Here is a 23,408-nt window from a genome sequence, read left to right as displayed (position 1 = left end):
GGTGCTATAACCGCGCCCATGAGCGAGCACATCATTTATGGCGCCATCGACACCCTCGACCTGGAAGAGGGCGAGCGGCTGGCGGGCGCCCTGGCGCGGGCGGGCTGCGGCGTGAAGCTGGGCTCGGCCTTCCTTTCGGCCCACGGCCCGGCAGCGGTGCGGAAGCTCTGCCCCGACGATGTGCCGCTGTTCCTGGACATGAAGTACCACGACATCCCCAACACCGTGGCGCAGGCGGTGCGGGCGGCCTGCCGGTCGATGCGGCCGCGGGTGATGACGGTGCATGCCGCGGGCGGCGGCGCGATGCTGGAGGCGGCCGCCTCCGCCGCTGCCGAATCCCCCGGCGACGCCACGATCCTGGCGGTGACGGTGCTGACCTCCCTCGATGCCGGCGACCTGCTGCAGATCGGCGTGGTGGGCGAGGTCGGGCCGCAGGTGCGGCGGCTCGCCGACCTGGCCCTGGCGTCGGGCTGCGGCGGCATCGTCTGCGCCCCGCACGAGGTGGCGGAGCTGCGCTCCGCCGCGCCCAGGGCGCGGCTGGTGGTGCCGGGCATAAGGCTGTCGGACAGCCCTGCGGACGACCAGAAGCGGGTGATGACGCCGGCGCGGGCGATCGCCGCCGGCGCCGACGACCTGGTCATCGGCCGGCCGATCACCCAGGCCGCGGATCCGGAAGCCACCGCCCGGGCGATCCTGGCGGAGGTCGGCGCGGCCGCATGAAGGTGACGGCGAAGATCTGCGGCCTGAAGGATGCGGCATCGCTGGATGCGGCGCTGGCCGGCGGCGCCGGCATGGTCGGCTTCGTCTTCTTCCCCCCCAGCCCGCGCTCCCTGCCGGCGGGGAAGGCGGCGGCGCTGATGGCGCGGGTGCCGGCCGGGGTCGACCGGGTCGCCGTCCTGGTCGATCCCGACGATGCGCTGCTGGACGAGCTGGTCGCCCGGACACCGGTGGAGATCCTGCAGCTGCACGGCCGGGAAAGCCCGGAACGGGCGGCAGCGATCGCCGCGCGGACCGGGCGCAGGGTGATGAAGGCGGTGAAGGTGAAGGACGCCGCCGACCTGGACGGCGCGGCCGTCTACGAGCCGGTGGTGGACCATCTGCTGTTCGACGCTTGGCCGCCCAGCCGCGACGGCGCGTTGCCCGGCGGTAACGGGGAACCGTTCGACTGGCCGCTGCTGGCAGGGCGGCGGTTCGGGCGCCCCTGGCTGCTGTCCGGCGGCCTGACGGCGGAAAATGTCGCTTCGGCCGTCGCAGCCAGCGGCGCGGCCGGGGTTGATGTCTCCTCAGGCGTCGAGCGCAGCCCCGGGGTGAAGGATCCAGCCCGGATCGCCGCCTTTCTGGACGCCTGCGCCGCGCTTTGAGCATGGCCGCCGCGGCCGGACCGGCCGGGCCCCGGGAAGGGGCGGGGGCAGGGGCGGACCGTTGCCTTTCGGCCCCGGAGATGCGAGATACACCCCGCATCGGCAAGCGAAACGCATGGCGGACATGACAGCACAGAGTGCATCCACAGGCCTGAACACCTTTCGCGGGGGACCGGACGAACGCGGCCGCTTCGGCGATTATGGCGGCCGTTTCGTGGCAGAAACCCTGATGCCGCTGATCCTGGAGCTGGAGACGGCCTACCGGGCGGCAAAGGCCGACCCCGCCTTCGCGGCGGAGATCGAGGCCTTCCAGCGCGACTATGTCGGCCGGCCCAGCCCGCTCTATTATGCGGAGCGGCTGACCGACCATATCCGGGAGCAGGCCGGGCCGGGCCGCGGCCCGCGGATCTTCTTCAAGCGCGACGAGCTGAACCACACCGGCTCGCACAAGATCAACAACTGCCTGGGCCAGATCCTGCTGGCGAAGCGGATGGGCAAGACCCGCATCATCGCCGAGACCGGCGCCGGCCAGCACGGGGTGGCGGCGGCCACGGTGGCGGCACGCTTCGGCCTGCCCTGCACGGTCTATATGGGCGCCACGGATATCGAACGGCAGAAGCCCAACGTGTTCCGGATGCGGCTGCTGGGTGCAGAGGTGCGGGGCGTCACCTCCGGCTCGCAGACCCTGAAGGACGCGATGAACGAGGCGTTGCGCGACTGGGTCGCCAATGTCGAGGACACCTTCTACATCATCGGCACTGCCGCCGGGCCGCATCCCTATCCGGAGCTGGTGCGCGACTTCCAGTCGATCATCGGGCAGGAGGCGAAGGCCCAGCTGCAGGAGCGCGAGGGCCGTCTGCCGGACCTGCTGGTGGCCTGCATCGGCGGCGGCTCGAATGCGCTGGGGCTGTTCCATCCCTTCCTGGATGACGAATCCGTCGCGATGCATGCCGTCGAGGCGGCGGGCGAGGGGATCGAGACCGGGCGCCATGCCGCCTCCCTGACCGCTGGGCGGCCGGGCATCCTGCACGGCAATATCACCTACCTGCTGCAGGACGAGGACGGCCAGATCGAGGAGGCGCATTCGATCTCCGCCGGCCTGGACTATCCCGGGATCGGTCCGGAGCATTCCTGGCTGCACGATATCGGCCGGGTGAAGTATGTCTCGGCCACCGACCAGGAGGCCCTGGACGCCTTCCAGGTCTGCAGCCGGCTGGAAGGCATCATCCCGGCCCTGGAGCCGGCCCATGCCCTGGCCCATGTGCTGCGCGAGGCGCCGAACTGGGACCGCGAGAAGATCATCGTGATGAACATGTGCGGCCGCGGCGACAAGGACGTGTTCGCGGTGGCGGAGCGCCTGGGGGTGGCGCTGTGAGCGCCGCTCCCGACAGCCGCCGGATCGCCCGCCGCTTTGCCGCCCTGAAGGCGGAGGGCCGTGCCGGCTTCGTCGCCTATGTCACGGCCGGCGATCCCGATCTCGACCGCTCAGCGGAAATCCTGCGCGGCCTGCCCGGCGCCGGCGCCGACATCATCGAGCTGGGCATGCCCTTCACCGATCCGATGGCCGACGGGCCGGCGGTGCAGGCGGCCAACCTGCGGGCCCTGGCCGCCGGCGCCAGCCTGAAGCGCACCCTGGAGATGGTCGCCCGCTTCCGGGAGGGCGACGGCGACACGCCGATCGTCCTGATGGGCTATGCCAATCCCGTGTTCAGCTATGGCGTGCCGGCCTTCGTCCGGGATGCCAGCGCGGCCGGGGTGGACGGGCTGATCATCGTCGACACCCCCACGGAAGAGGACGCGATGATCAACATCCCGGCCTTCGAAGCGGGCATCGACCCGATCCGCCTGGCCACGCCGACCACCGACGAGGCGCGGCTGCCGGCGATCCTGCAGCGCACCAGCGGCTTCCTCTACTATGTCTCGATCGCCGGCATCACCGGCACGCGGGCGCCGGACCACGGCGCCGTGGCGGCCGCCGTGCGGCGCCTGCGGCAGCATACCGAGCTGCCGATCGCGGTCGGCTTCGGCATCCGCGAGCCGGCGCAGGCCGCCGCGGTGGCCCGGGCCGCCGATGCCGCGGTGGTGGGCTCCGCGCTGGTCGACGCCGTGCGCCAGGCACTCGAGGCCGGCAGCGACCCGGTCGCCCCGGTCCTCGACAAGGTGCGGGAGCTGGCGGGCGCGGTGCGCTCCGCACGGGCCGAGGGCGCAGCGGCGCAGGGTGCAGCGGAATGAGCTGGTGGACACGCAGCGTCCTGCCGAAGATCCGCTCCCTGGGGATCAAGCGGGAATCGACGGAGAATCTCTGGCAGAAATGCACCTCCTGCGGTGCGCTGCTCTACAACAACGACCTGGAGGAGCAGCAGTACGTCTGCGGCAATTGCGGCCACCATCTGCGGCTGGCACCGCAGCAGCGGTTCGCGGGGCTGTTCGACGACGGCGGCTGGCGGAAGCTTGACCTGCCGGCCTTCTCCGAGGATCCCCTGCGGTGGCGCGATACCCGCCGCTATGTCGACCGGATCCGCGACGCCCGGAACAATACCGGCGAGCCGGAGGCGATGGTGGTGGCGGAGGGCCGGATCGGCGGCCGCACCTGCATCGTGGCGGTGCAGAACTTCGCCTTCATGGCCGGCTCCATGGGCCGGGCCGTCGGCCAGGCCCTGCTGACCGCAGCCGACCGGGCGGTGGCGATCCGCGCGCCGCTGATCGTGTTTCCGGCGGCGGGCGGCGCCCGCATGCAGGAAAGCATCCTGTCGCTGATCCAGATGCCGCGCACGGTGCTGGCCGTGCAGCAGGTGCGGGAGGCGGGCCTGCCCTATCTGGTGGTCCTGACCGACCCGACGACCGGCGGGGTCACCGCCTCTTTCGCGATGCTGGGCGATGTGAACATCGCCGAGCCCGGCGCCCTGATCGGCTTTGCCGGCGCACGGGTGATCCAGCAGACCATCCGCGAGGACCTGCCGGAAGGCTTCCAGCGCGCGGAGTTCCTGCTGGACCACGGCATGGTCGACATGGTTGTGCATCGCCACGCCCTGAAGGAGCGGCTGGCGCTGCTGCTCGACCATCTGTGCCAGCCGGAGCGGCCGGCGGAGGATGCAGCCGCACCGGCAAAGGCCGGCAAGGCGCCCGCGCCGAAAGGCAAGGCGGCCGCCGGACCGGGCAAGAAGGAGAAGGCCGGCCTGCAGACGGTCGAGGCCGACGAGGCCATGACCGTGGTCGGGCTGGCCGGGGAGCGCAAGCAGCCCGCCGATGCGGAACTCGACATCCCGGCGCTGCCGGCAGAGGGCGGCGCGGCGCCGGCCGGTGCAGATGCCGCAGCGGGGGCCAAGAAGGCGGCGCCGAAGGACGGGCCGGCCGAAGGCGGGCCGCCGGAAGGCGGCGAGGCGCCGAAGGCCAATGGCGGCCGGGCCGCCGGGAAGGAAGACCGCAAGGGGTGAGCATCGACCGGATGCTCGCGGCCTTCACCCGGCTGCACCCGAAGCTGATCGACCTGTCGCTGGGGCGCATGGAGCGCCTGCTGGACGCCCTGGGCCGTCCGCATCTGGCGCTGCCGCCCGTGATCCACATCGCCGGCACCAACGGCAAGGGCTCGGTCCTGGCCAATCTGTCCGCGATGGCGGCGGCACAGGGCCTGGCGGCCCATGCCTATGTCTCGCCGCACCTCGTCCGCTTCAACGAGCGCATCGTGCTGCGTGGCACCCCGATCGACGATGCGGCCCTGCTGGATGTGCTGCAGCGGACGGAAGCGGCCAATGACGGCGCGCCGATCACCTTCTTCGAGGCCACCACCGCTTCCGCCTTCCTGGCCTTTTCGGAGGTGCCGGCCGACCTGCTGATCCTGGAGACCGGCCTGGGCGGCCGGCTGGACGCGACCAATGTCGTGCCGGACCCGACGGTCACCGTGCTGACCTCGATCTCCCTCGACCATCAGGACTTCCTGGGCAGCGACCTGGCCGGGATCGCGGCGGAGAAGGCGGCGATCCTGAAGCCCGGCGCCGCCGCGGTCTGCGCGCCGCAGGTGCCGGAAGTGCAGACGGTGATCGACGCCCGGGCGGATGCGCTGGGCATCCAGGCGGAATGCGGCGGGCGCGACTGGGATGTGGCGCGGCAGGCGGACGGTCTGGTCTGGCGGGACCTGGTGGACGGCACGCGCCTGGCCCTGCCGCTCCCCGCGCTGACCGGGCCGCACCAGGCGGTCAATGCCGGTGTCGCCGTCGCGGCCGCCCGTGCCTTCGGCCGCGGGCCGCGACGGCTGGACAATACCGGGCGCGACCCGGTGGCGGTGCCGCGCGACCTGCCCCGTTTCGCGCCCGCGGCGATCGCCGCGGGGCTCGCCGCGGCGGTCTGGCCCGGCCGCATGCAGCGGGTGGACTGCCCGGCCCTGCCGGCGGCAGAGGTCTGGCTGGACGGCGGCCACAATCCGGCAGCCGGTGTCGTGCTGGCGGAGGCGCTGGCGGCACTGCCGGCCGACGACAGGCCGCTCTGGCTGGTCGTCGGGATGAAGCCGAACAAGGATGCCGGTGCCTATCTGGCGCCGCTTGCCGCCCGGGCCGCCGGCCTTCTGGCCGTGCCGATCCCGGGCGAAAGCTGCTGGCCGCCGCAGGACCTGGCCGGGACGGCCCTGACCCAGGGCTTTGCCGCGGCGCAGCCGGTCGACGGGGTGGCCGGGGCGCTGACGCGGCTTGCCGCCACCACACCGGACGCCAGGGTGGTGATCTGCGGTTCGCTCTACCTGGTCGGCGCGGTGCTGGCGGAATCGGTGGTCGTGCCGATCCGTTCCAGGTCGGCGGCGGCCGCCAGGTAGGGCAGGCTCTCCCGGCCGCAGGCGGCTTCCGCATCCTGCAGGTAGGGCCGCGCATCGTCAGGCTGGCCTTCGGCGAGGAAATGCTGGCCGACGAAGAACGCCCGGTCGCAGGCCCACCGGTTGGGCGACGGCGGCGTGGGGCCGTCGGCCTCGTAGAGGCTGCCCGGCGTGCGCCGGCCCAGCAGCATCTCGACGATCGGGGCCTGCCAGCTGTCCGCCGGCGCATCGATCCGCTGCAGCAGCACCCGGCCGTCGGAGCGCCCCGCCCGCGCCGTGGCCAGATAGTGCCAGATCGCCGCTTCCGGGATCTCCGGCGCCTTCTCGTGCGCGCGGTACAGGTCGGTGGCGGCGGGATCCATGCGGCCGGCCAGGAACTTCGCCTGGCCGCGGCGCAGCAGGGCCACCGGGTCGTCCGGGTCCAGCGCCACCGCCCGGTCCAGGGCCGCGATCGCCGCCTCGTGATCGCCCTGCGCAGACAGGTAGATCGCCCGCTGGATCAGCGTCTCGCGGTCGATCGGGTCGAGGTCCAGGGCGCGGCCGGCATCCCGGGCCGCGGCGCCGTAGGCCCCGAGCATGGCATGGGCCAGCGCCCGGCGTTTCAGCGCGCCGGCATCGGTCGGGGCGGCGTCGACCAGCGCCGAGTAATCGTCGATCGCGCCTGCCGCATCGCGGTCGGCAAGGCGCAGGGCCGCCCGCTCGGTGCGCAATGCGACATCGCCCGGGGCTCGGGCCAGGGCGGCGTCGAAGTCCGACAGGGCGGCGGCGACATTGCCCCGTGCCAGGTGCAGCCGGCCGCGCTCCGCAAAGCCGCGGGCATCGTCCGGAGCCAGGGCGATGGCGCGATCGAGGTCGCGCATCGCCGCGTCCCGCCGGTTCAGCCGGGCGGCGATCGCGCCCCGGCTCAGATAGGCCTGGGCGTTGTCGGGGTTGGCGGCAACTACCTGGTCGAGGTCGGCGATGGCGGCCTCGTAGTCGCCGCGGGCCGCCAGCGCCAGGGCCCGGTTGCGGCGGATGCCGGTTTCCTCCGGCGCGATCCCGAGCGCGCGGTCATAGTCGGCCAGCGCCAGGTCCAGCTGGCCGGTGCGCAAGTGCGACAGGGCCCGGTTGTTGAAGGCGCCGGCATGGCTGGGATCCAGCTGCAGCGCCTGATCGAAATCCGCGATCGCGCGGGCATGCTCGCCGGCCGCGGCCAGGGCCAGGCCGCGGGCATTGTAGAGCTCTGCGTCGCCCGGCCGGCCGCTCAGCAGCCTGTCATAATCCGCGACCGCGGCGCCGTGGCGGCCCAGCTCCACCAGGGCGCGGGCTCGCTGCTGGCGGGAATCGCTGTCGTCGGGCAGGCGCTCGAGGACGGCGGTCAGGTCCTCGACCGCCGCCGCCGGCTCGCCCAGCAGCTTGCGCGCGGCGCCCCGCAGGCGCAGGGCCTGAAGGTTCAGCGGGCGTGCCGCCAGCACCGCCTCGGCATCGGCCAGCGCGCCCTCGACATCGCCAGTGCGCAGGCGCGCCGTGGCGCGGGTCAGCTGCAGGTCCGGATTGTCGGGCGCGTCCGCCAGTGCCGGCTGCAGCAGGGCCAGCGCACGCTGCGGGTCGCCGGTCTCCAGTTCGGCCAGGGCAAGCCGGCGCACCGTCGCCAGGTTCGCCGGCGACAGCGCCACCGCCTTGCGGTAGTCGGCCAGCGCCTTCGGCCATTCGCCGCGGGCCGCCAGGCTGTCGCCGCGTGCGGACAGCGCGCGGTGCATCTCCGGCCGGCGTTCCAGGGCCGCGCTGTAGTCGGCGATCGCCAGTTCATGTGCCCCGCGGGAGGCCTGTGCCAGGCCGCGATGCAGATAGGCTTCCGGATCGTCGGGCTGACGCTGCAGGACAGTGTAGAAATCGACGATGGCGGCATCCGCCTTGTCCTGGCGCAGGCGGGCCAGGCCGCGCTGGAAGAAGGCCTCGGTCCGCTCCGGGCGGATCGCGATGACGGTGTCGAAATCCTCTTCCGCCGCCTCGTCGCGGCCCAGCGCGGCCTGGGCCAGGCCGCGGGCATAGAGGGCATCGACGCTGCCCGGCCGGATGCGCAGGTGCCGGGTCAGGTCGGTCACCGCCTCCGCATGATTGCCGCGATAGCTTTCCACGATGCCGCGATTGTAGGCCGCGCGGGGATGGTCCGGCCGCAGTTCCAGGGCCGCGGTCAGCGAACGCCAGGCGGCGTCATAGGCGCCGGTCAGGGCCAAGGCGAGGCCGCGGTTGTAGGCGATGCGTGCCGCATCCGCGCCGGCCTGCTCCGCCCGCGCATAATCGGCGAGGGCCGCGTCCAGCGCCCCGGCATCGCGCCGCGCATTGCCCCGCTGCAGCATGATCGACGCATCGTCAGGGGCGAGGTCCAGGGCGGCATCGAAATCGGCGATCGCCCGCTCCGGCTCGCCCAGCCGGCGCAGTACCTGGCCGCGATTGAACAGGTAGTCGGCATTGCGTGGCGCCAGCTCCACCGCGCGGTCCAGATCGGCCAGGGCGTCACGGTCGCGGCCGGTCATGCCGAGAGCAAGGGCGCGGTTGTTGTAGGCCTGGGCGAAACCGGGCAGGGCCGCGATCACCCGGTCATAGTCCGTCAGCGCGGCGGCCACGTCCTGCTCCGACAGGTGCAGGGCGGCCCGCTCCATGTACAGGGCGACGGCGCTGGTATCGGGGGCGGGTGCGTCGGAGATCGCGCGGTCGCAGGCAGACAGCCGTGCGGCGCGGGAAAGATCGGCATCCAGGCAGGTTTTCGCGGCGACCGACCGTTCGGGCGGGTCCTGGGCGCGGGCGCCGGCTGTCAGGCCCAGACCGCCAGCCAGGAGACAGGCCAGAACCGTGACGTTGACCGTCCCGACCCTGCTGGCTGGCGCTGCCATCATCGATTCCGAAACCGAACCCTCAACCGAATCACAGGATTATACGGCCCCGGTTCGCTCCGGCGACGGAAGATCGGGGCCGGCGGCGGCGTGTGTTGCTGTTTCGCAGGGGGCGTGACATCGAAGTCACGGATCGGCGCTGCCCGCCGTACGGCCCCGCCCCCCGGTGGTATCACATGCCGTCGAGATAGAGCTGGTAGTCGGTATCCGGGATCATCGCCTGCGCGCGGATCATCTCCGCCCGGCGGACATGGCCGTACAGGCGCCAGAAGTCGCGGCCCAGATAGTCGGGCAGGATCCGCGCCGCGTCATGCGCGGCAAGGGCGGAGGGCCAGTCCGTCGGCAGGAGGGGGGCGCCGTCCTGCCCCAGGCGCCCGTCGGCGACGTCGCCGCGGGACTGCGGTGGCGGCTCCAGGCGGGCCTCGATGCCGTGATGGATGCCCGCCAGGACCGCGGCGATGACCAGGTAGGGATTGGCTTCCGCGCCGGCGACCCGGTGCTCGATGCGTCGGGACCGCGCCGGCCCGCCGGGGATGCGCAGCGCAACGGTGCGGTTGTCGATGCCCCAACTGGGCGAAACCGGCGCATAGGAACCCGGGCCGAAGCGGCGGAAGGCATTGGCGGTGGCGGCGAAGATGGCCATGCCCTCGGCCATGGTCTCCGCCGCGCCGGCGATCGCCTGCAGCAGCGGCCGGTTGGCGCCGGCATCGCCGCGGGCGAAGAGGTTCCGGCCCCTGCCGTCCACCAGATTGGCATGGACATGCATACCGCTGCCCGACAGCGCGGCGAAGGGTTTCGACATGAAGGTGGCCTGCAGGCCGTGGCGGCGCGCGGTCTGCCGCACCAGGTGACGGAACAGCACCGCCTCGTCCGCCGCCCGCAGCGGGTCGGTGACATAGCGCAGGTTCACCTCGAACTGTCCGGGCGCGTATTCGGCGCAGAGCGATTCCACCACCATGTCCATCGCATCGCAGCCGCGTGCGATCTCCGACAGCACCGGATCGAAGGCGTCGAGCCGCTGCAGGGCCGCCACCTGGATCTGGGTCGACAGCGCCTCCTCGCCGGCCGCGCTTTCGGCCACGGCCCGTGGCAGGCCGGCGGGTCGCGGCCTGCCCGCGCCGTCGCGGTCCGTCGACAGCAGGTAGAACTCCAGTTCCACCGCGCAGCTGGCGGCCAGCCCGTCGGCGGCCAGCCGGTCGGCCACCCGGGTGAGGGCAGTGCGGGGATCGGCGAAATGCGGGCTGCCATCCTCCTGCCGCATGGTCATCAGCATCACGGCGCGCCGGCCGTCGCTCCACGGGGCCGGGATCAGCTGGCCGTCCACCGGCACCACCGGCCGGTCCTCGTCGCCGCGCTCCATCACGATGCCGGTGCCGAACACGTTCCGCCCCATCGCATCGAGGGAGAACATGGATTCCGGCAGTCGGATGCCGCGGGCGCGGATGCCGGGCAGGTCCCGGGCGGGGACCCGCTTGCCGCGCTCCACCGCCATCAGATCCGGCAGGATCAGGTCGATGCCGTCCAGCCCGGCGCCGTCGGCGCGCGACCTACCGGTGTGCGCTGTTCCGGCTGGGGCCGGTCCCGCAGGCGGATCCGGGTCATGCAGGTTCGGGGCGGGCGGGGCGGCATCCTGCGCCGACAGGACCGGCAGCAGGTCCTCCGGCTGCACCCGGCCGCGGGTCGCCCGCACGATGCGGCGGATGGCGTCCGCGCGCGGCGTCCGCTTGCCCGACAGGTAGCGGCTGATGGCGGCCTCGCTGAGGCCGACCTGCTGCGCGAAGGCGGACAGGCTGAGCCCGCTTGCCCGCAGGAAGGCGTCGAGCTTCACCGGCGATGATCCGAGGGGCGGCTGCAGGACCGGCCGGGCGCGACCGGAAACGACTGCGGCGGCATCCCCGCCAGGCCGAAAGCCGGGGGGATGCCGCCGCGCATCGTGTCGCCGGGCTGCCGCAGGCGGGTCAGATCGCGCTTTCGATCCAGTTGACGATCTGGCTCTTCGGCACGGCGCCCACCTTGGTCGCCGCCGGCTTGCCGTCCTTGAAGATCATCATCGTGGGAATGCCGCGCACGCCGTACTGGGTCGGCGTCCGGGGATTGTCGTCGATGTTGATCTTCGCCACCGTCAGGCGGCCTTCCATCTCCTTGGAGATCTCCTCCAGGCTGGGGCCGATCTGCTTGCACGGGCCGCACCATTCCGCCCAGAAGTCGACCAGCACGGGGCCGGGTGCGTTCAGGACGTCGGACTCGAAACTGTCGTCGGTGATCTTGGTCGTCGCCATCTGGTCCTCGCTGTCTCGGGCGGTCATCGATGCGTCCGCCCCTGCCGTCCCGATCCCCACTGCCCCGGCTCGCCGCCGGCCCGATCGATGGCGGGCGACGGGCGGCCGGCGGTGTGGATCACAGCCGGCGGAAAGGCCGCCGGTGGCATATGGGTGGGACATGCCGCTGCGCATGCCGCCATGACGTCCAGATGTATGAACCGCCGGCGCGCCGGTCAAGCGCCCGCCCCAGGGGTGCAGGGACGGGGGGTGCAGGGCCGGGGGCGCAGGGCCGCTATCCGTCCGCCTCGGGCGCCAGGGCGGCATCCAGCAGCCCGTCCGGCAGGGCCATCAGCTCCGGCCGTGCGGTCCAGAGAATCGCGCAGTGCACCGGTCGGTCGGGGTAGATCTGCCGCAGCAGGTCGCGGTACAGCGCCAGCTGACGCAGATGCTGCGCCGGCGTCGCCGCAGCCCGGTCCGGCGGCACCTCCTGGGTCTTGTAGTCGATCACCAGGACCCGGTCGGCGGCGACCGCCAGGCGATCGATCCGTCCGGAGACGATGGCCCGGCCGGTGCGGCCGGCCAGCGCCACCTCGGCGCGGCTGCCGGGGCCGAAGGCGGGCGCGAAGCGTGGCTCGTCGAGGACCCGAAGCACCTCGTCCAGCAGGGCCTGCGCTTGGTCCGGATCGATGTCGGGAACGCTCCGCCGCAGAAGGCCGGCGCCGGCAGGGGCGCGGTCGTCCGGGTCCAGGTCGGGGAGCAGCTGCAGCAGGCTGTGGATCAGCCGGCCACGCGCCAGTGCTTCGCGTCCCGGTGCGGTGCGCGGCGAGATCGCCGCCGGCGGCTCGGCCGGACGCGACGGCGCCAGCGGCCGCGGCGGCTCCGGCTCCTCCGGCGCGGGCCGGCGGGCCCAGTCCGGCAGGCGGGGCATCTCCGGCCGGCGGTCGCCGGTCGGTGCCTCGCCGGCCGCGGGTTCGACCTGGCGGCTGCGCCAGCGGCGCGCGGTCTCCCCCCAGGGCAGCGCCGCCTCCCCGGCGCCGTCCAGCGCCTCCAGTCCCGCGGCGATCAGGTCGTACCAGCAGCCGGCCGGCGCCTGCCGGTTGGTCCAGCCGCAGACATAGAGCCGGTCGCGCGCCCGGGTCATGGCGACATAAAGAAGGCGGCGATACTCCGCCAGCTGACCCTGCCGGTGGCGGTCCCGTTCCTGTGCCGTGGCACCGTCATCGTCGGCCGCCCGCGGCGCCCAGAGCAGGGCCGGCGGCGGCCCTTCGGGCCAGAGCACCGGCGGGTCGAAGCGGCCGTCGGGCCGGCCGGCGGTGTCAGGCAGGAAGACGATCGGCGCCTCCAGCCCCTTTGCGGCATGGACGGTCAGCACCCGGATCTCGTCGCCGGCCTGCTCCAAGTCGCGCTTGATCTCCGCGGCGCCGGCCTCGAACCAGGCCAGGAAGCCCTGCAGGTTCTCCGCATTGGCGCGGCCATAGGCCAGGGCCAGGTTGGCGAGTTCCTCAACCGGCTCGCGCGCCTGCGCGCCCAGCCGTGCCTGCAGGCGGGCCAGCCCGCCGCGCTCCAGCAGGCGGGCGAAGAAGGCATGCGGCGTGACATAGTCGGCGATCGCCAGCGCCGCCGTCAGCATGTCGACCGCGGCCTGCCATTCCGGCCGTTCCGCCGCCGCCGCCCGCAGCCGCCGCCACAGCCGGCCGTTCCACGGCCGCCCCTCGCAGGGCAGGCAGAGCGCCATCAGGCTGTCCTCGTCGACGTCACAGAGCGGGCCGCGCAGCACCGTGGCCAGGGTCAGGTCGTCCTCCGGCATCAGGCAGAAGCGCGCCACCGCCAGCAGGTCCTGCACCGCCAGGCTGTCGCCCAGCTTCAGCCGGTCCTCGCCCGCCACCGGCAGGCCCTCCGCCTTGCAGGCGGCGACGATCTCGCGGAACAGGGTGTCGCGGCGGCGGACCAGGATCATGATGTCGCCGGCGGCGATCGGCCGGCCACGCGATTCCAGCAGCTCCTGCCCGTCGATCCAGCCGCGGATCGTGGCGGCGATATGGCCCGCCAGGACGGCGGGCGGGCTGTCGGCCGGGACATAATCGAGCGGCGCGTCCCAGGGTGTCTCTTCCTCCGACGGTCCCGCCTCCGCCGACGCGCCGGTATCGCCGGCCGCTGGCCGGGTCATCGGCCAGATCTCGACCACCCCGCCCTCGCCGATGCGGAACGGCGCATGGCGGACATCGCCCTCCGCCACCCCCTCGCGCGCCGCGTCCTGCCCGAAGACGGCGTCGACCGCCTCCAGGATCAGCGGCACCGTCCGGAAGGACAGCGCCAGGTCGACATCGCGCCAGGGGCGCTGGCCGTCGCCGGCCTGCGCGGCAAGCCGCCGGCGCATGTGCTGGAAGGCGGCCGGTGCCGCGCCCTGGAAGCCGAAGATCGACTGCTTTTCGTCGCCGACGGCGAACAGAGTGCGGGGCGGCTCGGTGCCCGACCGGCGGCCTTCGCCGGCGAAGAACTCGGCGGTCAGCGCGGTGACGATCTCCCACTGCTCCAGCGAGGTGTCCTGTGCCTCGTCCACCAGCACATGGTCGATCCCGCCGTCCAGCTTGAACAGCACCCAGGGCGCGCGGCCCGGAGCGGCGAGCAGGTCGCGCACGGTCAGGATCAGGTCGTCATAATCCAGGGCGGCGCGGCGGCTCTTCTCCAACTCGTAATGGGCCAGGATCTCAGCGCCGAGATGCAGCATCGCCGCGCTTGCCTCCGCCACCGCCATCGCCCGCTGCCGGTCGAGCAGGGCGGTGCAGCGCGCCTGCTCCGCCAGCATCCCGTCCAGCAGGTCGGGCGACAGGTCCTGCGCCTTCTTGCTCGCCAGATGGCTCTCCGCCCGCGGCGTCAGGGTCTTGGTCAGGAAGACCTGCAGCCAGAGCGCCTCCAGCTGCGCCGGACGCTCGTCCTCCTGCAGGGACAGGAAGGCCTGCATCGCCGCGGCACGCTCGCCGTCGCGCTTGCCGCATTGCGCCAGAACCGCCGCCGCCTCCCGCATCGCCGCCGCCGGCAGCTCGTCCAGGAACTGCTGCCGCAGGGCGTCGGCGGTGATCGCGCGCGTGATGCCGAGGAAGCCGTCCAGCGCCGCCTGTGCACCGTCCGGGCCGGCGGGGTGCAGGACCCGGCGCAGCAGCCGGCGATTGCCGATCAGCTCCTGGATCGCGCGGTCGAAGCCGCCCTCGTCGACCCGGTCGGCCAGCAGGTCCAGCGCCTGCGCCAGTTCCGGGTCGTCGGGCGCGGCTGCCAGTACCCGGGCGGTGGCGGCGGCCAGCATCTCCCGCGCGGTCGGGTCGTCGGCGATGGCGAAATGCGGCGGCACGCCGGCCTCCACCGGGAACCGCTTCAGGACGGATTCGCAGAAGGCGTGGATGGTCTGGATGCGCAGGCCGCCCGGCGCGTCCAGGGTGCCGGCGAACAGCCGCCGCGCGTCGCGGCAGGTCTGCGGGTCGGGATCCCGGCCCAGCAGGTCGCGCAGCTGCGCCTGCAGCGCCGGCTCCGGCAGCATCGTCCAGCCGCTCAGCCGGCCGTGCAGGCGGTTCGCCATCTCCGCCGCCGCCGCCTTGGTGAACGTCAGGCAGAGGATCGACGCGGGCGGCGCCCCGGCCAGGAGCAGGCGCAGCACCCGGTCGGTCAGCACCCGGGTCTTGCCGGCACCGGCATTCGCGGCGACCCAGGCGCTGGCCGCGGGGTCGGCGGCGCTGCGCTGCGCGGCGATGCCGGCCCGGGCGGCCTCCGCCGCACCGGTGCGCACGGCACCGGTCCGGGGGGCGGTCATTCGCCGTCCTCCTCCGCCTGCCATTCCGCGGCTCGCGCCAGATGGTCGTAGTCGCCGGGTTCCCGCCGCCATTGCGGGCGCGGACGGGACAGGTAGGGCGTCTCCGGCCGGTCATAGGCGGCGATGCGCCGGCGCAGGCCCTGCACCGCCGCCTCGGCCAGCGCCGGCGCCTCTCCCTGGCCGACCTCGATCCGGGCGCCCGCCTCGCGCCCGCCGCTCAGGCGGACATAGGTATAGGCGACCGGCGGTGCCGCCGGCAGGCCCGGGAAGCCGCCGGCGGCGAGGATCGCCCCTTCCAGCGGCAGCTGCGGGCTGAGGCCGGAGGCCACCTGCTTCGCCGAGGGCGGCCGCCCGGTCTTGTAGTCCAGCACGTCGGTCCCGGCGGGCCCGGCGTCGATCCGGTCGGCGCGCGCCGTCAGCTCGAACGGCCCGGCCGGCCCGTCGATCAGCATGCGGCCCTCCGCCTCCACCAGCGCCGGGCCGATCCCCGCCGCCCGCCGCTCCGCCTCGAAGTCCAGGAACCAGGCGGCGAGCCGCCGGAACCGCGGCCACCAGAAGGCCGCGACATGCGGCACCACGAGAAGGCTGCCGAAGCTCTCCCGGCCGATCCGTTCCAGCAGGGCGGCCGGATCGGGCGGCCAGGCGTCCATCGTCTCCTTGACGAACCGTTCCATCGCGTCGTGGATCACCATGCCCCTGTCGGCGGCACTGGGATCCAGGTCCAGGGGGTCCAGCGGCTTCAGGCCCAGCACGTAGCGGGCGTAGGTGGCGTAGGGGTCGCGGATCCAGGTCTCCACCCGGGTGGCGGAGAGCTTCCGCGGCCGGGCCGCCACCGGCGGGCAGGGACGCGGCGGCCGGGCGGGGGTCACCGCCCGGGGCGCATCCAGCGCCTGCAGCCAGTGCGGCACGGGACCCGCCGCGGCGGCCGTCCAGGCCGGCACCCTGTCCAGCAGGGCGGAGAGCCGCAGCAGCCAGCGGGACGGCACGGTGGGGGTGCCGTCGACCTTCTCCGCCCGGCTCAGCACCACCTCGGCGCTGGCGAAGGCCTGCAGGAAGTCGTGCGCCGCCTGGCCGATGCGCCGCTCCGGTTCCGGCAGGCCGAAGGCGGTGCGCATCGGCCGGCTCATCCAGGGATCCTCCTGCGCGGCGGCCGGCCAGCTGCCCTCGTTCAGGCCGCCCAGGATCATCAGGTCGGCGGATTGCAGGCGCGCCTCCAGCGGCCCCCAGATGAAGAGCCGCGGATGCCGGCCATAGGCGGGGCGGATCACCTCCCCCTGCAGCACCGCATCCAGCAGGTCCGGCCAGTCGCCGGGGGCGATCGCGTCCAGCACCGTCAGGCCCGCACGCAGCTGGGCGAGCAGCGCCGCCAGCGCATTGCCCGCCTCGCCGGCCCAGATCCGCGACGCGGGTGCCTGCGCGCCGGCCGGCTGCGGCTCGGGGGCGAGCGCCTCCCGCAGGGCGGCGCCATCCTCCGCCGCCAGCGCCTCGGCAAGCGCGAGATGGGCGTCGAGCAGCAGCGCTGGGGTGATCAGGCCGCGGCCGGGGCCGCGCTGCAGGGCGGTCCCGGTCCGGACAGCTGCGGCCAGGTCCTCCAGCCAGGCGGCGAGCTCGCCATCCGCCGATGCGGCAGGGGCGGCCGCCTCCAGCAGGCCGGCAAGGCCGGGCGAAGGGCGGCCGCCGCGCAGCACGCGGCGTTCCAGCAGGCGGGTCAGGCGCAGATGCTCCTGCCGCTCCCGTCCCAGCCGGGCGAGGGGATGTTTCAGCACCGACAGCAGGGTCACAGGGGTCAGGTCGGCTGCCATGGTCGCCGCGACCAGGCGCAGGAAGACCGCCGGCGGGGTCGCTGCCAGCGGCACGCCGGCGGAATCGTCTACCGCAAGGTCCCAGCGCTCCAGCGCCGCGGCGACCCGCCGCGCGAGGGTCCGATCCGGGGTCACCAGGGCCACGGTGCGGCCCGGACGTTCCAGTGCCTCGCGCATCATGAGGGCGATCGCGCCGGCCTCCTCGGCGGCGGTGCCGGCCTGCAGGCGCTGCAGACCGGCGAAGGCGGCAGCCTGCGGCTCGCCGGCCGTCGACCAGAGGTCGGTGCGGTCCGCCGGCGCCAGTGCGGTCCGCGCCAGCGCCGCACGCGCCGCGGCGGCGGGATGGACGTCCGTGCCACCGGCCGGCCGCCATTCGCGGACAGCGTCCCGCGTCACCTCGAGCCGCTGCAGCAGGGTGTGCAGCATGAACTGCGGATGGGTCGGTGCCGTTCCGACCGACTCCCAGTCCGCATCGGGGCTTTCCAGGTCCAGGCCGGGCAGGATCACCGCGCCCTGCGGCAGGCGGGCGATGCAGGCCAGCAGGTCGGCTGTCGCCCGGATGCTGCCCGTGGAGCCGGCGGCATAGACAGGGCGCTGCGGCGGCGTGGCGCGCCAGATCGCGGCCAGGCGGTGCAGCGCGGCGCTGCGCCGTGCGGCCGGGTCCAGCTGACCCCGCTCCTCCAGGAGGGCCGGCCAGGCCGACCGCAGGATATCCAGGAAGGCCAGGACCTCCTGCCAGTGGCCGGCCAGGGCATCCGGCACCAGGGCCTCCAGCCCGGCCAGGTCGCGTTCCTCGATCGCCGCCTCGTCCAGCAGCAGCGCCAGGGCATCGGCCAGGCGCAGGGCGGTTCCCGCCGGCAGGGCCCTGCCCTCGGCCGCGTCACGCGCCCGCACCAGGCGGGCCAGCAGCAGCTTGCGGTCCAGCGCCGGGATCGCTGGCGGCAGGGCGGCATCCAGCGCCGGCCAGATCGGCGTCAGCCCCGGATCGTCGTCGTCCAGGTCGCCCAGCGGGCGCATCTGCGGCAGCAGGGTCGGGCGGCCGTCCGCGGCGCGCAGGAAGGCGTCCTGCAGGGCCCGCACCGCCCGGCGGGTGGGCAGCAGGACCAGCGCGTCCGACAGCGCCAGGGGGTCGTGGCCCTGGCGCTCCAGGATGAAGGCGGCCAGCCAGTCGGCGAACGGCGCTCCCGGGGGGAAGGAATGGACGGCGGGTTGCGGCCCTTCTGTCATCCGGGCCCGGTCAGGCCGCGGCGGAGCGGGTATCCCGCCGGTCCAGGCGGGCGGCCAGGCGCCGCGCGGCGGCCAGGCCGTCGGGATGGCCGGCATCGACCCAGGCCCCCTCGTGGCGGAGGCCGTACAGGCTGCCGCGCTCGATCGCCCGGTCGTATAGGCGGTTCAGGGAGAACGGGCCGGGGGCGCAATCGGCGAACAGCCGCGGCGCCAGCATCTGGACGCCGGTATAGAGGAAGGGGGCCACCACCCGTTCCTCGCGCCGGGTCAGGCGGCCGTCGCCGTCCATCGTGAAATCGCCCATGCCGGTATAGCCGCGGGCGGAGACGGTCGGGTGCAGCAACAGCAGCGCCTCCGGTCCCTCGCCTTCACCGGCCGCGCCGGCGATGATGGCCCAGCAGGCGGCCATGGCCTGCAGCGAATTGCCGTTGGCATCCAGCCAGAGCATGTCGGCATTGGTGGCAAGGAACGGCGCATCGCCCAGCAGCGGCAGGGCCTGCAGGATTCCGCCGCCGGTATCCAGCAGCCGGTCGCGTTCGTCGGAGAGCAGGAACTCCAGCCCGGTCTCGGCTGCGGCGCGGCGGCGGACATGGCTTTCCAGCTGGTCCGCCAGATGGTGCAGGTTGATGACGAAGCGGGTCACCCCGGCCTCCGCCAGCCGGTCGATGGTGCGGTCCAGCAGGGTGCGGTCGCCGACCTCGATCAGCGGCTTGGGGCAGGTATCGGTCAGCGGTCGCAGCCGGGTGCCCAGCCCGGCGGCCAGGACCATCGCCGTCCGCGGCACCGCGACCCGCGGCTCCGGTGCCGCTTCCCACGGCCCGCCGCTCACGATGCGCCGCCTTCCAGGCGCCGCGCCGCGGGCGGCAGATGCGCGGCGAACCATTCCGCGACCGGCGTCAGGGCGGGCTGCCGCAGGGAGCGATCGAGCATCGCCCAGGTGCGCGGCAGATAGTCCAGGTAGCGTGCCTTGCCGTCCCGTTGCCAGAGCCGCACGAAGACCCCCAGGATCCTGATGTTCCGCTGCGCGCCGAAGATCGCATATCCGGTCTCGAAGCGCGACCGTTCCGGACCCTGCGCATGAAGTCCTGCGGCCGCCAGGTAGCGGTCGCACAGCCGCGCCGCCAGGTCGGCCGTCACGTCCCGCCGCACATCGTCCAGCAGCGAGACGAGGTCATAGGCCGGATGGCCCAGGACCGCATCCTGGAAATCCAGCAGGCCGACCCGGGCGACCCCCGGCCGCTCGGGCAGCCAGATCAGGTTGTCGGCATGGAAGTCGCGCATCACCAGAACGTCCCGCCCGGGATCCGGCCGGTCGCCCGGCCGCACCGTTTCCAGCAGGGGGGCCCAGCGGTCCAGGAAGTCGCGACGCAGATCCGCCGAAGCCGCCCGGCCGAAGGCCGCCGGCCAGTACCAGTCCAGGAAGGTGTCCAGGCCTGCGGTCAGCAGGGCATGATCCTGCGGCGGCAGCGCCGCCAGGGCGGGCATGCCGGCGGCGGTATGGCGGTGCAGGGCGGCAAGCAGGTCCACCGCCGCCGCATAGATCTCCGCCTCCCGCTCGCGGTCCTGCGCCAGCGGGGTGAAAAGCGAATCGCCCAGATCCTCCAGCAGGATGAAACCCAGTTCCGCATCGGCCGCCAGCACCGCCGGCGCCGACAGGCCGACACTGCGCAGCAGGCTGTCCACGGTCAGGAAGGGGGCGATATCCTCGCGATCCGGCGGGGCATCCATCAGCACCGCACCGGAGGTCCCCTGCCGGACACGGTCATAGCGGCGGAAGGACGCATCGCCGGCAAGCGGCCGGATCTCCGCCGCGCCCCAGCCGGCGCGTTCCAGGAACGCGTTGCGCGCGGCAATGCGGTCGGGCGCCGACAGCGGCGGTGCCGGCATTGCCTCAGACAAGGCCGGCCTCGCGCAGGCGTGCGGCCCAGGCGGCCCCGCCGCGAACGATGATCTGTCTCAGCTCCGCCGCCATGCCGTCGCCGCCCGTGTTGCCCCCATCCATGCTGTCCGGCGCGACGACCGGCGGTCCGGCGGCCCCGGTCACCGGCCGCAGCTCCAGCCACAAGGCCTGTGCCGGTGCGGCATCGCCCAGGCGCTCCGGCCATTCCACCAGGCTGATGCCGTCGGCGAAGGCCTCCTCCAGGCCCAGTTCCCACAGCTCGTCCGCATCGGCCACCCGGTACAGGTCGAAATGCCACAGTGTCGCCGCCGCGGCCGGATAGGTCAGGACGATGTTGAAGGTCGGGCTCGGCACCTCGATGCCCGCGCCGGCCAGCGCCCGGACGAAGCCGCGGGCCAGGACGGTCTTGCCGCTGCCCAGCCCGCCCTGCAGGCAGAACAGGTCGCCCGGCCGGGCAATGGCGGCCAGGGCCGCGCCCAAGGCGGCCGTCTCTGCCGGCGTGCGGACATGCCGTTCCAGCAGGGCCGGGGCGCCGGCCAGGTCGCCGGGCCGGCGGCCAGCGGCCTGCCGGTCAGTGGGCTGGCGGTCAGCGGGCTGGCGGTCCGGGGGCAGGGATCGTCCGGGTGCGGTCATGGCGGCGGTTCTAGCCAATGGGCCGCGGCCCGGCAACGGTCGCGATGCCCTGCCGGGCGTCACCCGGCCGCTGCCGGGCCCGGCAGGCTCTGCTGCGCGACGCCGGGGATGCGGCAGGTCACCCGGGTGCCCTCGCTGGGGCTCGACTCCAGGACGACGCTGCCGCCATGCAGTTCGACGAAGGACCGTACCAGGGCCAGGCCGAGGCCGGCGCCGGAACTGCGGCCGCCGCCTTCGGCGCGCTGGAACTTCTCGAAGATGCGGTCCTGCGCCTCGATCGGGATGCCGATCCCGTCATCGCCGACCCAGAGCCGGATGTCGTTGCCCTCGCGCCGCAGGCCGATCTCGATATGACCGCCGGGCGGCGTGAACTTGATGGCATTGCCGACCAGGTTGAACAGGACCTGTTTCATCCGCTTCTCGTCGGCGACCACCATGCAGGGCGGGTCCGGCGTGTCCAGGGTCATCTGCAGCGACTGCCGGCGCAGTCTTTCCTGCACCAGGCTGTGGATGCCGGCGATCATCCGGCAGATGTCGAAGCCGCCCGGCTCCAGCACCATCTGCCCCGCCTCGATCGTTGCCAGGTCCAGCAGGTCGTTGATCAGCTGCAGCAGGGTCTGTGAGGCCTCCAGCGCGCCCTCGACATATTCCCGCTGCTTGTCGTTGATCGGGCCGAAATATTCCTGCTGCAGGAGCTGGTTGAAGCCGATGATCGCGTTCAGAGGCGTGCGCAGCTCGTAGGACACGTTGGCGACGAATTCCGACTTCAGCAGGTCGGCCTCCTCCAGCGCCGCGTTGCGTTCCTGCAGCGCCTGCTCGATGCGCTTGGCCGCGGTGACGTCCAGGCAGGACACCAGCATGGCGCCGTCGGGCAGCGGCACGGTGGCATAGTCCATCACGCTGCCATCCTCGCGCACGCTCTGTCCCTGGCGGCCGGAATGGTCGTTGAACGAGCCCAGCAGGTCCTGCCGCAGCGCTTCCGCGCTGTCGGCGCCGTCGGGCCGGTCGGGCAGCATCAGCTGCATCGCGTCCAGCACGTCGTTGAAATGCGGCCGCTGCTCCAGCAGCGCGCCGGGGATCTGCCACATCCGCGCGAAAGCCTCGTTGTGCAGGTTCACGCGGCCGTCGGCACCGAACACGACGATCCCCTCGTACAGGCTGTCCAGGCTGGCGGACTGCACGGCCAGCAGGGTGTTGCGATCGCGCTCCAGCATCATGCGGTCGGTGACGTCGGTGTAGAGCAGCAGCAGGCCGCCGAACGGATGCGGCGAGGTCACCCTGCGGAAGGTGCGGCCGTCCGGCAGGAACAGCATCTCCTCCTCCGGCTCCAGCAGGTTGGTGAACATCGCGGTCATATGCTCGCGATAGCGGGACCAGTCGTACTGCTCCGGCAGGCGGCGATGCGCCCGCAGCTCGTCGAGGATCTCGTTCAGGGTGGGGCCGGCGGCCAGGAACGCGTCGTCCAGGCTCCACAGGCTGCGGAAGGCGTGGTTGTAGAAGGTCAGGTGGGTGTCCGGGCCCATGATGGCGATGCCGTCGGACATCATCTCCAGCACCGAGGCATGGGCCGTGATGTGCCGCTCCAGCTCGTTGCGGGCCTCGGCCTCCGCGGTGATGTCCAGGGCGTGGCCGACCTGCATCCCGGCATTGCCGGGCGGCTGTTCCACGATCCGGAAGCTGCGACGCTCGCCCTGGACCACGAAACGGCGCTCTTCCTCCTGCCGCAGGCCGGTCTCGCGCGCCCTTGCCGCCAGGCGGCGGGGCTGCTCGGGATCCAGGGCGGAAGCCAGCTCCGTCCCGGCGGCGATGACCTCCGCGGCATCCCGCTCCACGATCTCCGCATAGCGCCGGTTGCACCAGGCCAGGCGGCCGGTGGCGTCGCGGCTCCAGACCGGGGTCGGCGCGGCATCCAGCAGCCCCTTCAGGCGGGCGATCTCCGCCTCCGCGCGCCGGGTCTGTGCCTGCAGCTCCCGCCGCTCGGCCCGCTGCCCGGTGACATCGTCGAACCAGATCACCAGGCTGCCGCCCGAGCTGGAAGATGCAGGCGCGGAGGATGCCGGCAAGGCCCGGCCGGCGGCGGCGATCAGCCGCTCGCCGCCGGCATGGGCGAGGGTGAGGTCGAAGGGCTTGCCCTCGCCGGCCAGCGCCTCGACCGCCTCCAGGAACCGCTTCGCGCCTGCCGGCGTGAGCGCCGTGGCAATGTCGTCGAGAGCGGAGATTTCCGACAGGTCGAACATCGCAGCGGTGCCGGGTGCGGCGGCCATCCGCCCCTTCGACAGGGTCAGCCAGCCCTGAGCGCAGCTTGCCAGGATCGCCCGCAGGCGGTCCGCGGCTTCGGCCTCCTGGTCGGCGGCGATGGTCAGCGCCGCCTCGGTCGCGCGGCTGCGGGCCAGCTGCAGCGCCAGGACCAGCGCGGCGCCAAGGGCCAGCACCGCGGCGGCCCAGCCGGCCACGGGCATCCAGCCGATCAGGTCGGGCAGTTCGGGGCCCCCGCCGATGGCGTTCTGCTGGGCGGTCTGGGCGACCGCGCGACCCGGCAGCGCGAACAGCGCGCCGCACAGGGTCAGGCAGGCCATGTTCCGGCCGGCCCGGACGGGCGGTCGCCGGCGGGACTCACTGGCGTTCACGTACTGCACTGGCCCTGCCGCATTCCGGTCGCTTGCCCCTGCCTCTGCCGCCGACAGGATAGCGCGAAGCGCCGCGGCGGCGAAACGTACGGCGGCAGTCAAACGAAAAGGGCCGGCAAACGAA

15 protein-coding genes are annotated in these 23,408 nt (G+C 73.4%); 6 read left to right on the top strand and 9 right to left on the bottom strand.

The window, feature by feature from the left end; genetic code table 11:
* Positions 1-18: 18 nt before the first annotated feature.
* From pyrF to ACFOGJ_RS12485, 6 genes are all read left to right on the top strand, one after another.
* Positions 19-720: an orotidine-5'-phosphate decarboxylase gene (pyrF, locus tag ACFOGJ_RS12510; RefSeq protein ID WP_379900812.1), complete on the top strand. Its 702-nt coding sequence runs from the start codon at positions 19-21 to the stop codon at positions 718-720.
* Entirely contained in the window at positions 717-1,361 is a 645-nt protein-coding gene (locus ACFOGJ_RS12505) for a phosphoribosylanthranilate isomerase (RefSeq protein WP_379900810.1), read from the top strand. Before pyrF ends, ACFOGJ_RS12505 begins: the two co-directional genes overlap by 4 nt.
* 124 nt (positions 1,362-1,485) lie before the next feature.
* Positions 1,486-2,736 carry a tryptophan synthase subunit beta gene (trpB, locus tag ACFOGJ_RS12500; protein WP_379900808.1) on the top strand — a complete coding sequence of 417 codons (1,251 nt, stop codon included), beginning with the start codon at positions 1,486-1,488 and terminating at the stop codon, positions 2,734-2,736.
* Positions 2,733-3,593, top strand: a complete 861-nt coding sequence (trpA, locus tag ACFOGJ_RS12495) for a tryptophan synthase subunit alpha (protein WP_379900806.1) — start codon at positions 2,733-2,735, stop codon at positions 3,591-3,593. Before trpB ends, trpA begins: the two co-directional genes overlap by 4 nt.
* Positions 3,590-4,795, top strand: a complete 1,206-nt coding sequence (gene accD / locus ACFOGJ_RS12490; RefSeq protein ID WP_379900804.1) for an acetyl-CoA carboxylase, carboxyltransferase subunit beta — start codon at positions 3,590-3,592, stop codon at positions 4,793-4,795. The genes trpA and accD overlap by 4 nt, the downstream gene beginning before the upstream one ends.
* Positions 4,792-6,162, top strand: a complete 1,371-nt coding sequence (locus ACFOGJ_RS12485) for a bifunctional folylpolyglutamate synthase/dihydrofolate synthase (RefSeq protein WP_379900802.1) — start codon at positions 4,792-4,794, stop codon at positions 6,160-6,162. Before accD ends, ACFOGJ_RS12485 begins: the two co-directional genes overlap by 4 nt.
* Here ACFOGJ_RS12485 and ACFOGJ_RS12480 read toward each other — a convergent pair.
* The 9 genes from ACFOGJ_RS12480 to ACFOGJ_RS12440 form a co-directional block, all read right to left on the bottom strand.
* Positions 6,087-9,032 (bottom strand): tetratricopeptide repeat protein, encoded by a 2,946-nt coding sequence (locus ACFOGJ_RS12480; RefSeq protein WP_379900800.1) that lies wholly within the window; start codon positions 9,030-9,032, stop codon positions 6,087-6,089. The two genes, ACFOGJ_RS12485 and ACFOGJ_RS12480, sit on opposite strands and share 76 nt — an antisense overlap.
* A 172-nt stretch (positions 9,033-9,204) precedes the next feature.
* Positions 9,205-10,860 carry a helix-turn-helix domain-containing protein gene (locus tag ACFOGJ_RS12475; protein ID WP_379900798.1) on the bottom strand — a complete coding sequence of 552 codons (1,656 nt, stop codon included), beginning with the start codon at positions 10,858-10,860 and terminating at the stop codon, positions 9,205-9,207.
* A gap of 130 nt (positions 10,861-10,990) precedes the next feature.
* Positions 10,991-11,338, bottom strand: coding sequence for a thioredoxin TrxA (gene trxA, locus ACFOGJ_RS12470; RefSeq protein WP_379900796.1), 348 nt, complete (start codon positions 11,336-11,338; stop codon positions 10,991-10,993).
* 247 nt (positions 11,339-11,585) lie between these two features.
* A complete protein-coding gene (gene addA, locus ACFOGJ_RS12465) occupies positions 11,586-15,095 on the bottom strand; it encodes a double-strand break repair helicase AddA (protein ID WP_379900794.1) in 3,510 nt (1,169 codons plus the stop codon).
* A complete protein-coding gene (addB, locus tag ACFOGJ_RS12460; protein ID WP_379900792.1) occupies positions 15,092-18,124 on the bottom strand; it encodes a double-strand break repair protein AddB in 3,033 nt (1,010 codons plus the stop codon). Before addB ends, addA begins: the two co-directional genes overlap by 4 nt.
* A gap of 10 nt (positions 18,125-18,134) precedes the next feature.
* Positions 18,135-18,953, bottom strand: a complete 819-nt coding sequence (locus ACFOGJ_RS12455) for a nucleotidyltransferase family protein (protein ID WP_379900790.1) — start codon at positions 18,951-18,953, stop codon at positions 18,135-18,137.
* Entirely contained in the window at positions 18,950-20,023 is a 1,074-nt protein-coding gene (locus ACFOGJ_RS12450; protein WP_379900788.1) for an aminoglycoside phosphotransferase family protein, read from the bottom strand. The genes ACFOGJ_RS12455 and ACFOGJ_RS12450 overlap by 4 nt, the downstream gene beginning before the upstream one ends.
* Positions 20,016-20,657, bottom strand: a complete 642-nt coding sequence (gene tsaE / locus ACFOGJ_RS12445) for a tRNA (adenosine(37)-N6)-threonylcarbamoyltransferase complex ATPase subunit type 1 TsaE (protein ID WP_379900786.1) — start codon at positions 20,655-20,657, stop codon at positions 20,016-20,018. Before tsaE ends, ACFOGJ_RS12450 begins: the two co-directional genes overlap by 8 nt.
* A 59-nt stretch (positions 20,658-20,716) precedes the next feature.
* Positions 20,717-23,233 carry a PAS domain-containing sensor histidine kinase gene (locus ACFOGJ_RS12440; RefSeq protein ID WP_379900784.1) on the bottom strand — a complete coding sequence of 839 codons (2,517 nt, stop codon included), beginning with the start codon at positions 23,231-23,233 and terminating at the stop codon, positions 20,717-20,719.
* Positions 23,234-23,408: the final 175 nt, after the last annotated feature.

It is taken from the genome of Marinibaculum pumilum, assembly GCF_042646425.1.
In the GTDB taxonomy this organism is placed as follows: Bacteria; Pseudomonadota; Alphaproteobacteria; order Ferrovibrionales; family Ferrovibrionaceae; genus Marinibaculum; species Marinibaculum pumilum.
Note: the sequence above shows the minus strand (reverse complement) of the source record. Positions and strands in the feature narration are given on the sequence as shown.

Bases quoted from the DNA above. Each gene is read 5' to 3' on its own strand.
- tsaE (WP_379900786.1), bottom strand. From the start codon at position 20,657: ATGACCGCACCCGGACGATCCCTGCCCCCGGACCGCCAGCCCGCTGAC.
- ACFOGJ_RS12440 (WP_379900784.1), bottom strand. From the start codon at position 23,233: ATGGCCTGCCTGACCCTGTGCGGCGCGCTGTTCGCGCTGCCGGGTCGC.
- trxA (WP_379900796.1), bottom strand. From the start codon at position 11,338: ATGACCGCCCGAGACAGCGAGGACCAGATGGCGACGACCAAGATCACC.
- addA (WP_379900794.1), bottom strand. From the start codon at position 15,095: ATGACCGCCCCCCGGACCGGTGCCGTGCGCACCGGTGCGGCGGAGGCC.
- trpB (WP_379900808.1), top strand. From the start codon at position 1,486: ATGACAGCACAGAGTGCATCCACAGGCCTGAACACCTTTCGCGGGGGA.
- addB (WP_379900792.1), bottom strand. From the start codon at position 18,124: ATGACAGAAGGGCCGCAACCCGCCGTCCATTCCTTCCCCCCGGGAGCG.
- pyrF (WP_379900812.1), top strand. From the start codon at position 19: ATGAGCGAGCACATCATTTATGGCGCCATCGACACCCTCGACCTGGAA.
- accD (WP_379900804.1), top strand. From the start codon at position 3,590: ATGAGCTGGTGGACACGCAGCGTCCTGCCGAAGATCCGCTCCCTGGGG.
- ACFOGJ_RS12505 (WP_379900810.1), top strand. From the start codon at position 717: ATGAAGGTGACGGCGAAGATCTGCGGCCTGAAGGATGCGGCATCGCTG.
- ACFOGJ_RS12480 (WP_379900800.1), bottom strand. From the start codon at position 9,032: ATGGCAGCGCCAGCCAGCAGGGTCGGGACGGTCAACGTCACGGTTCTG.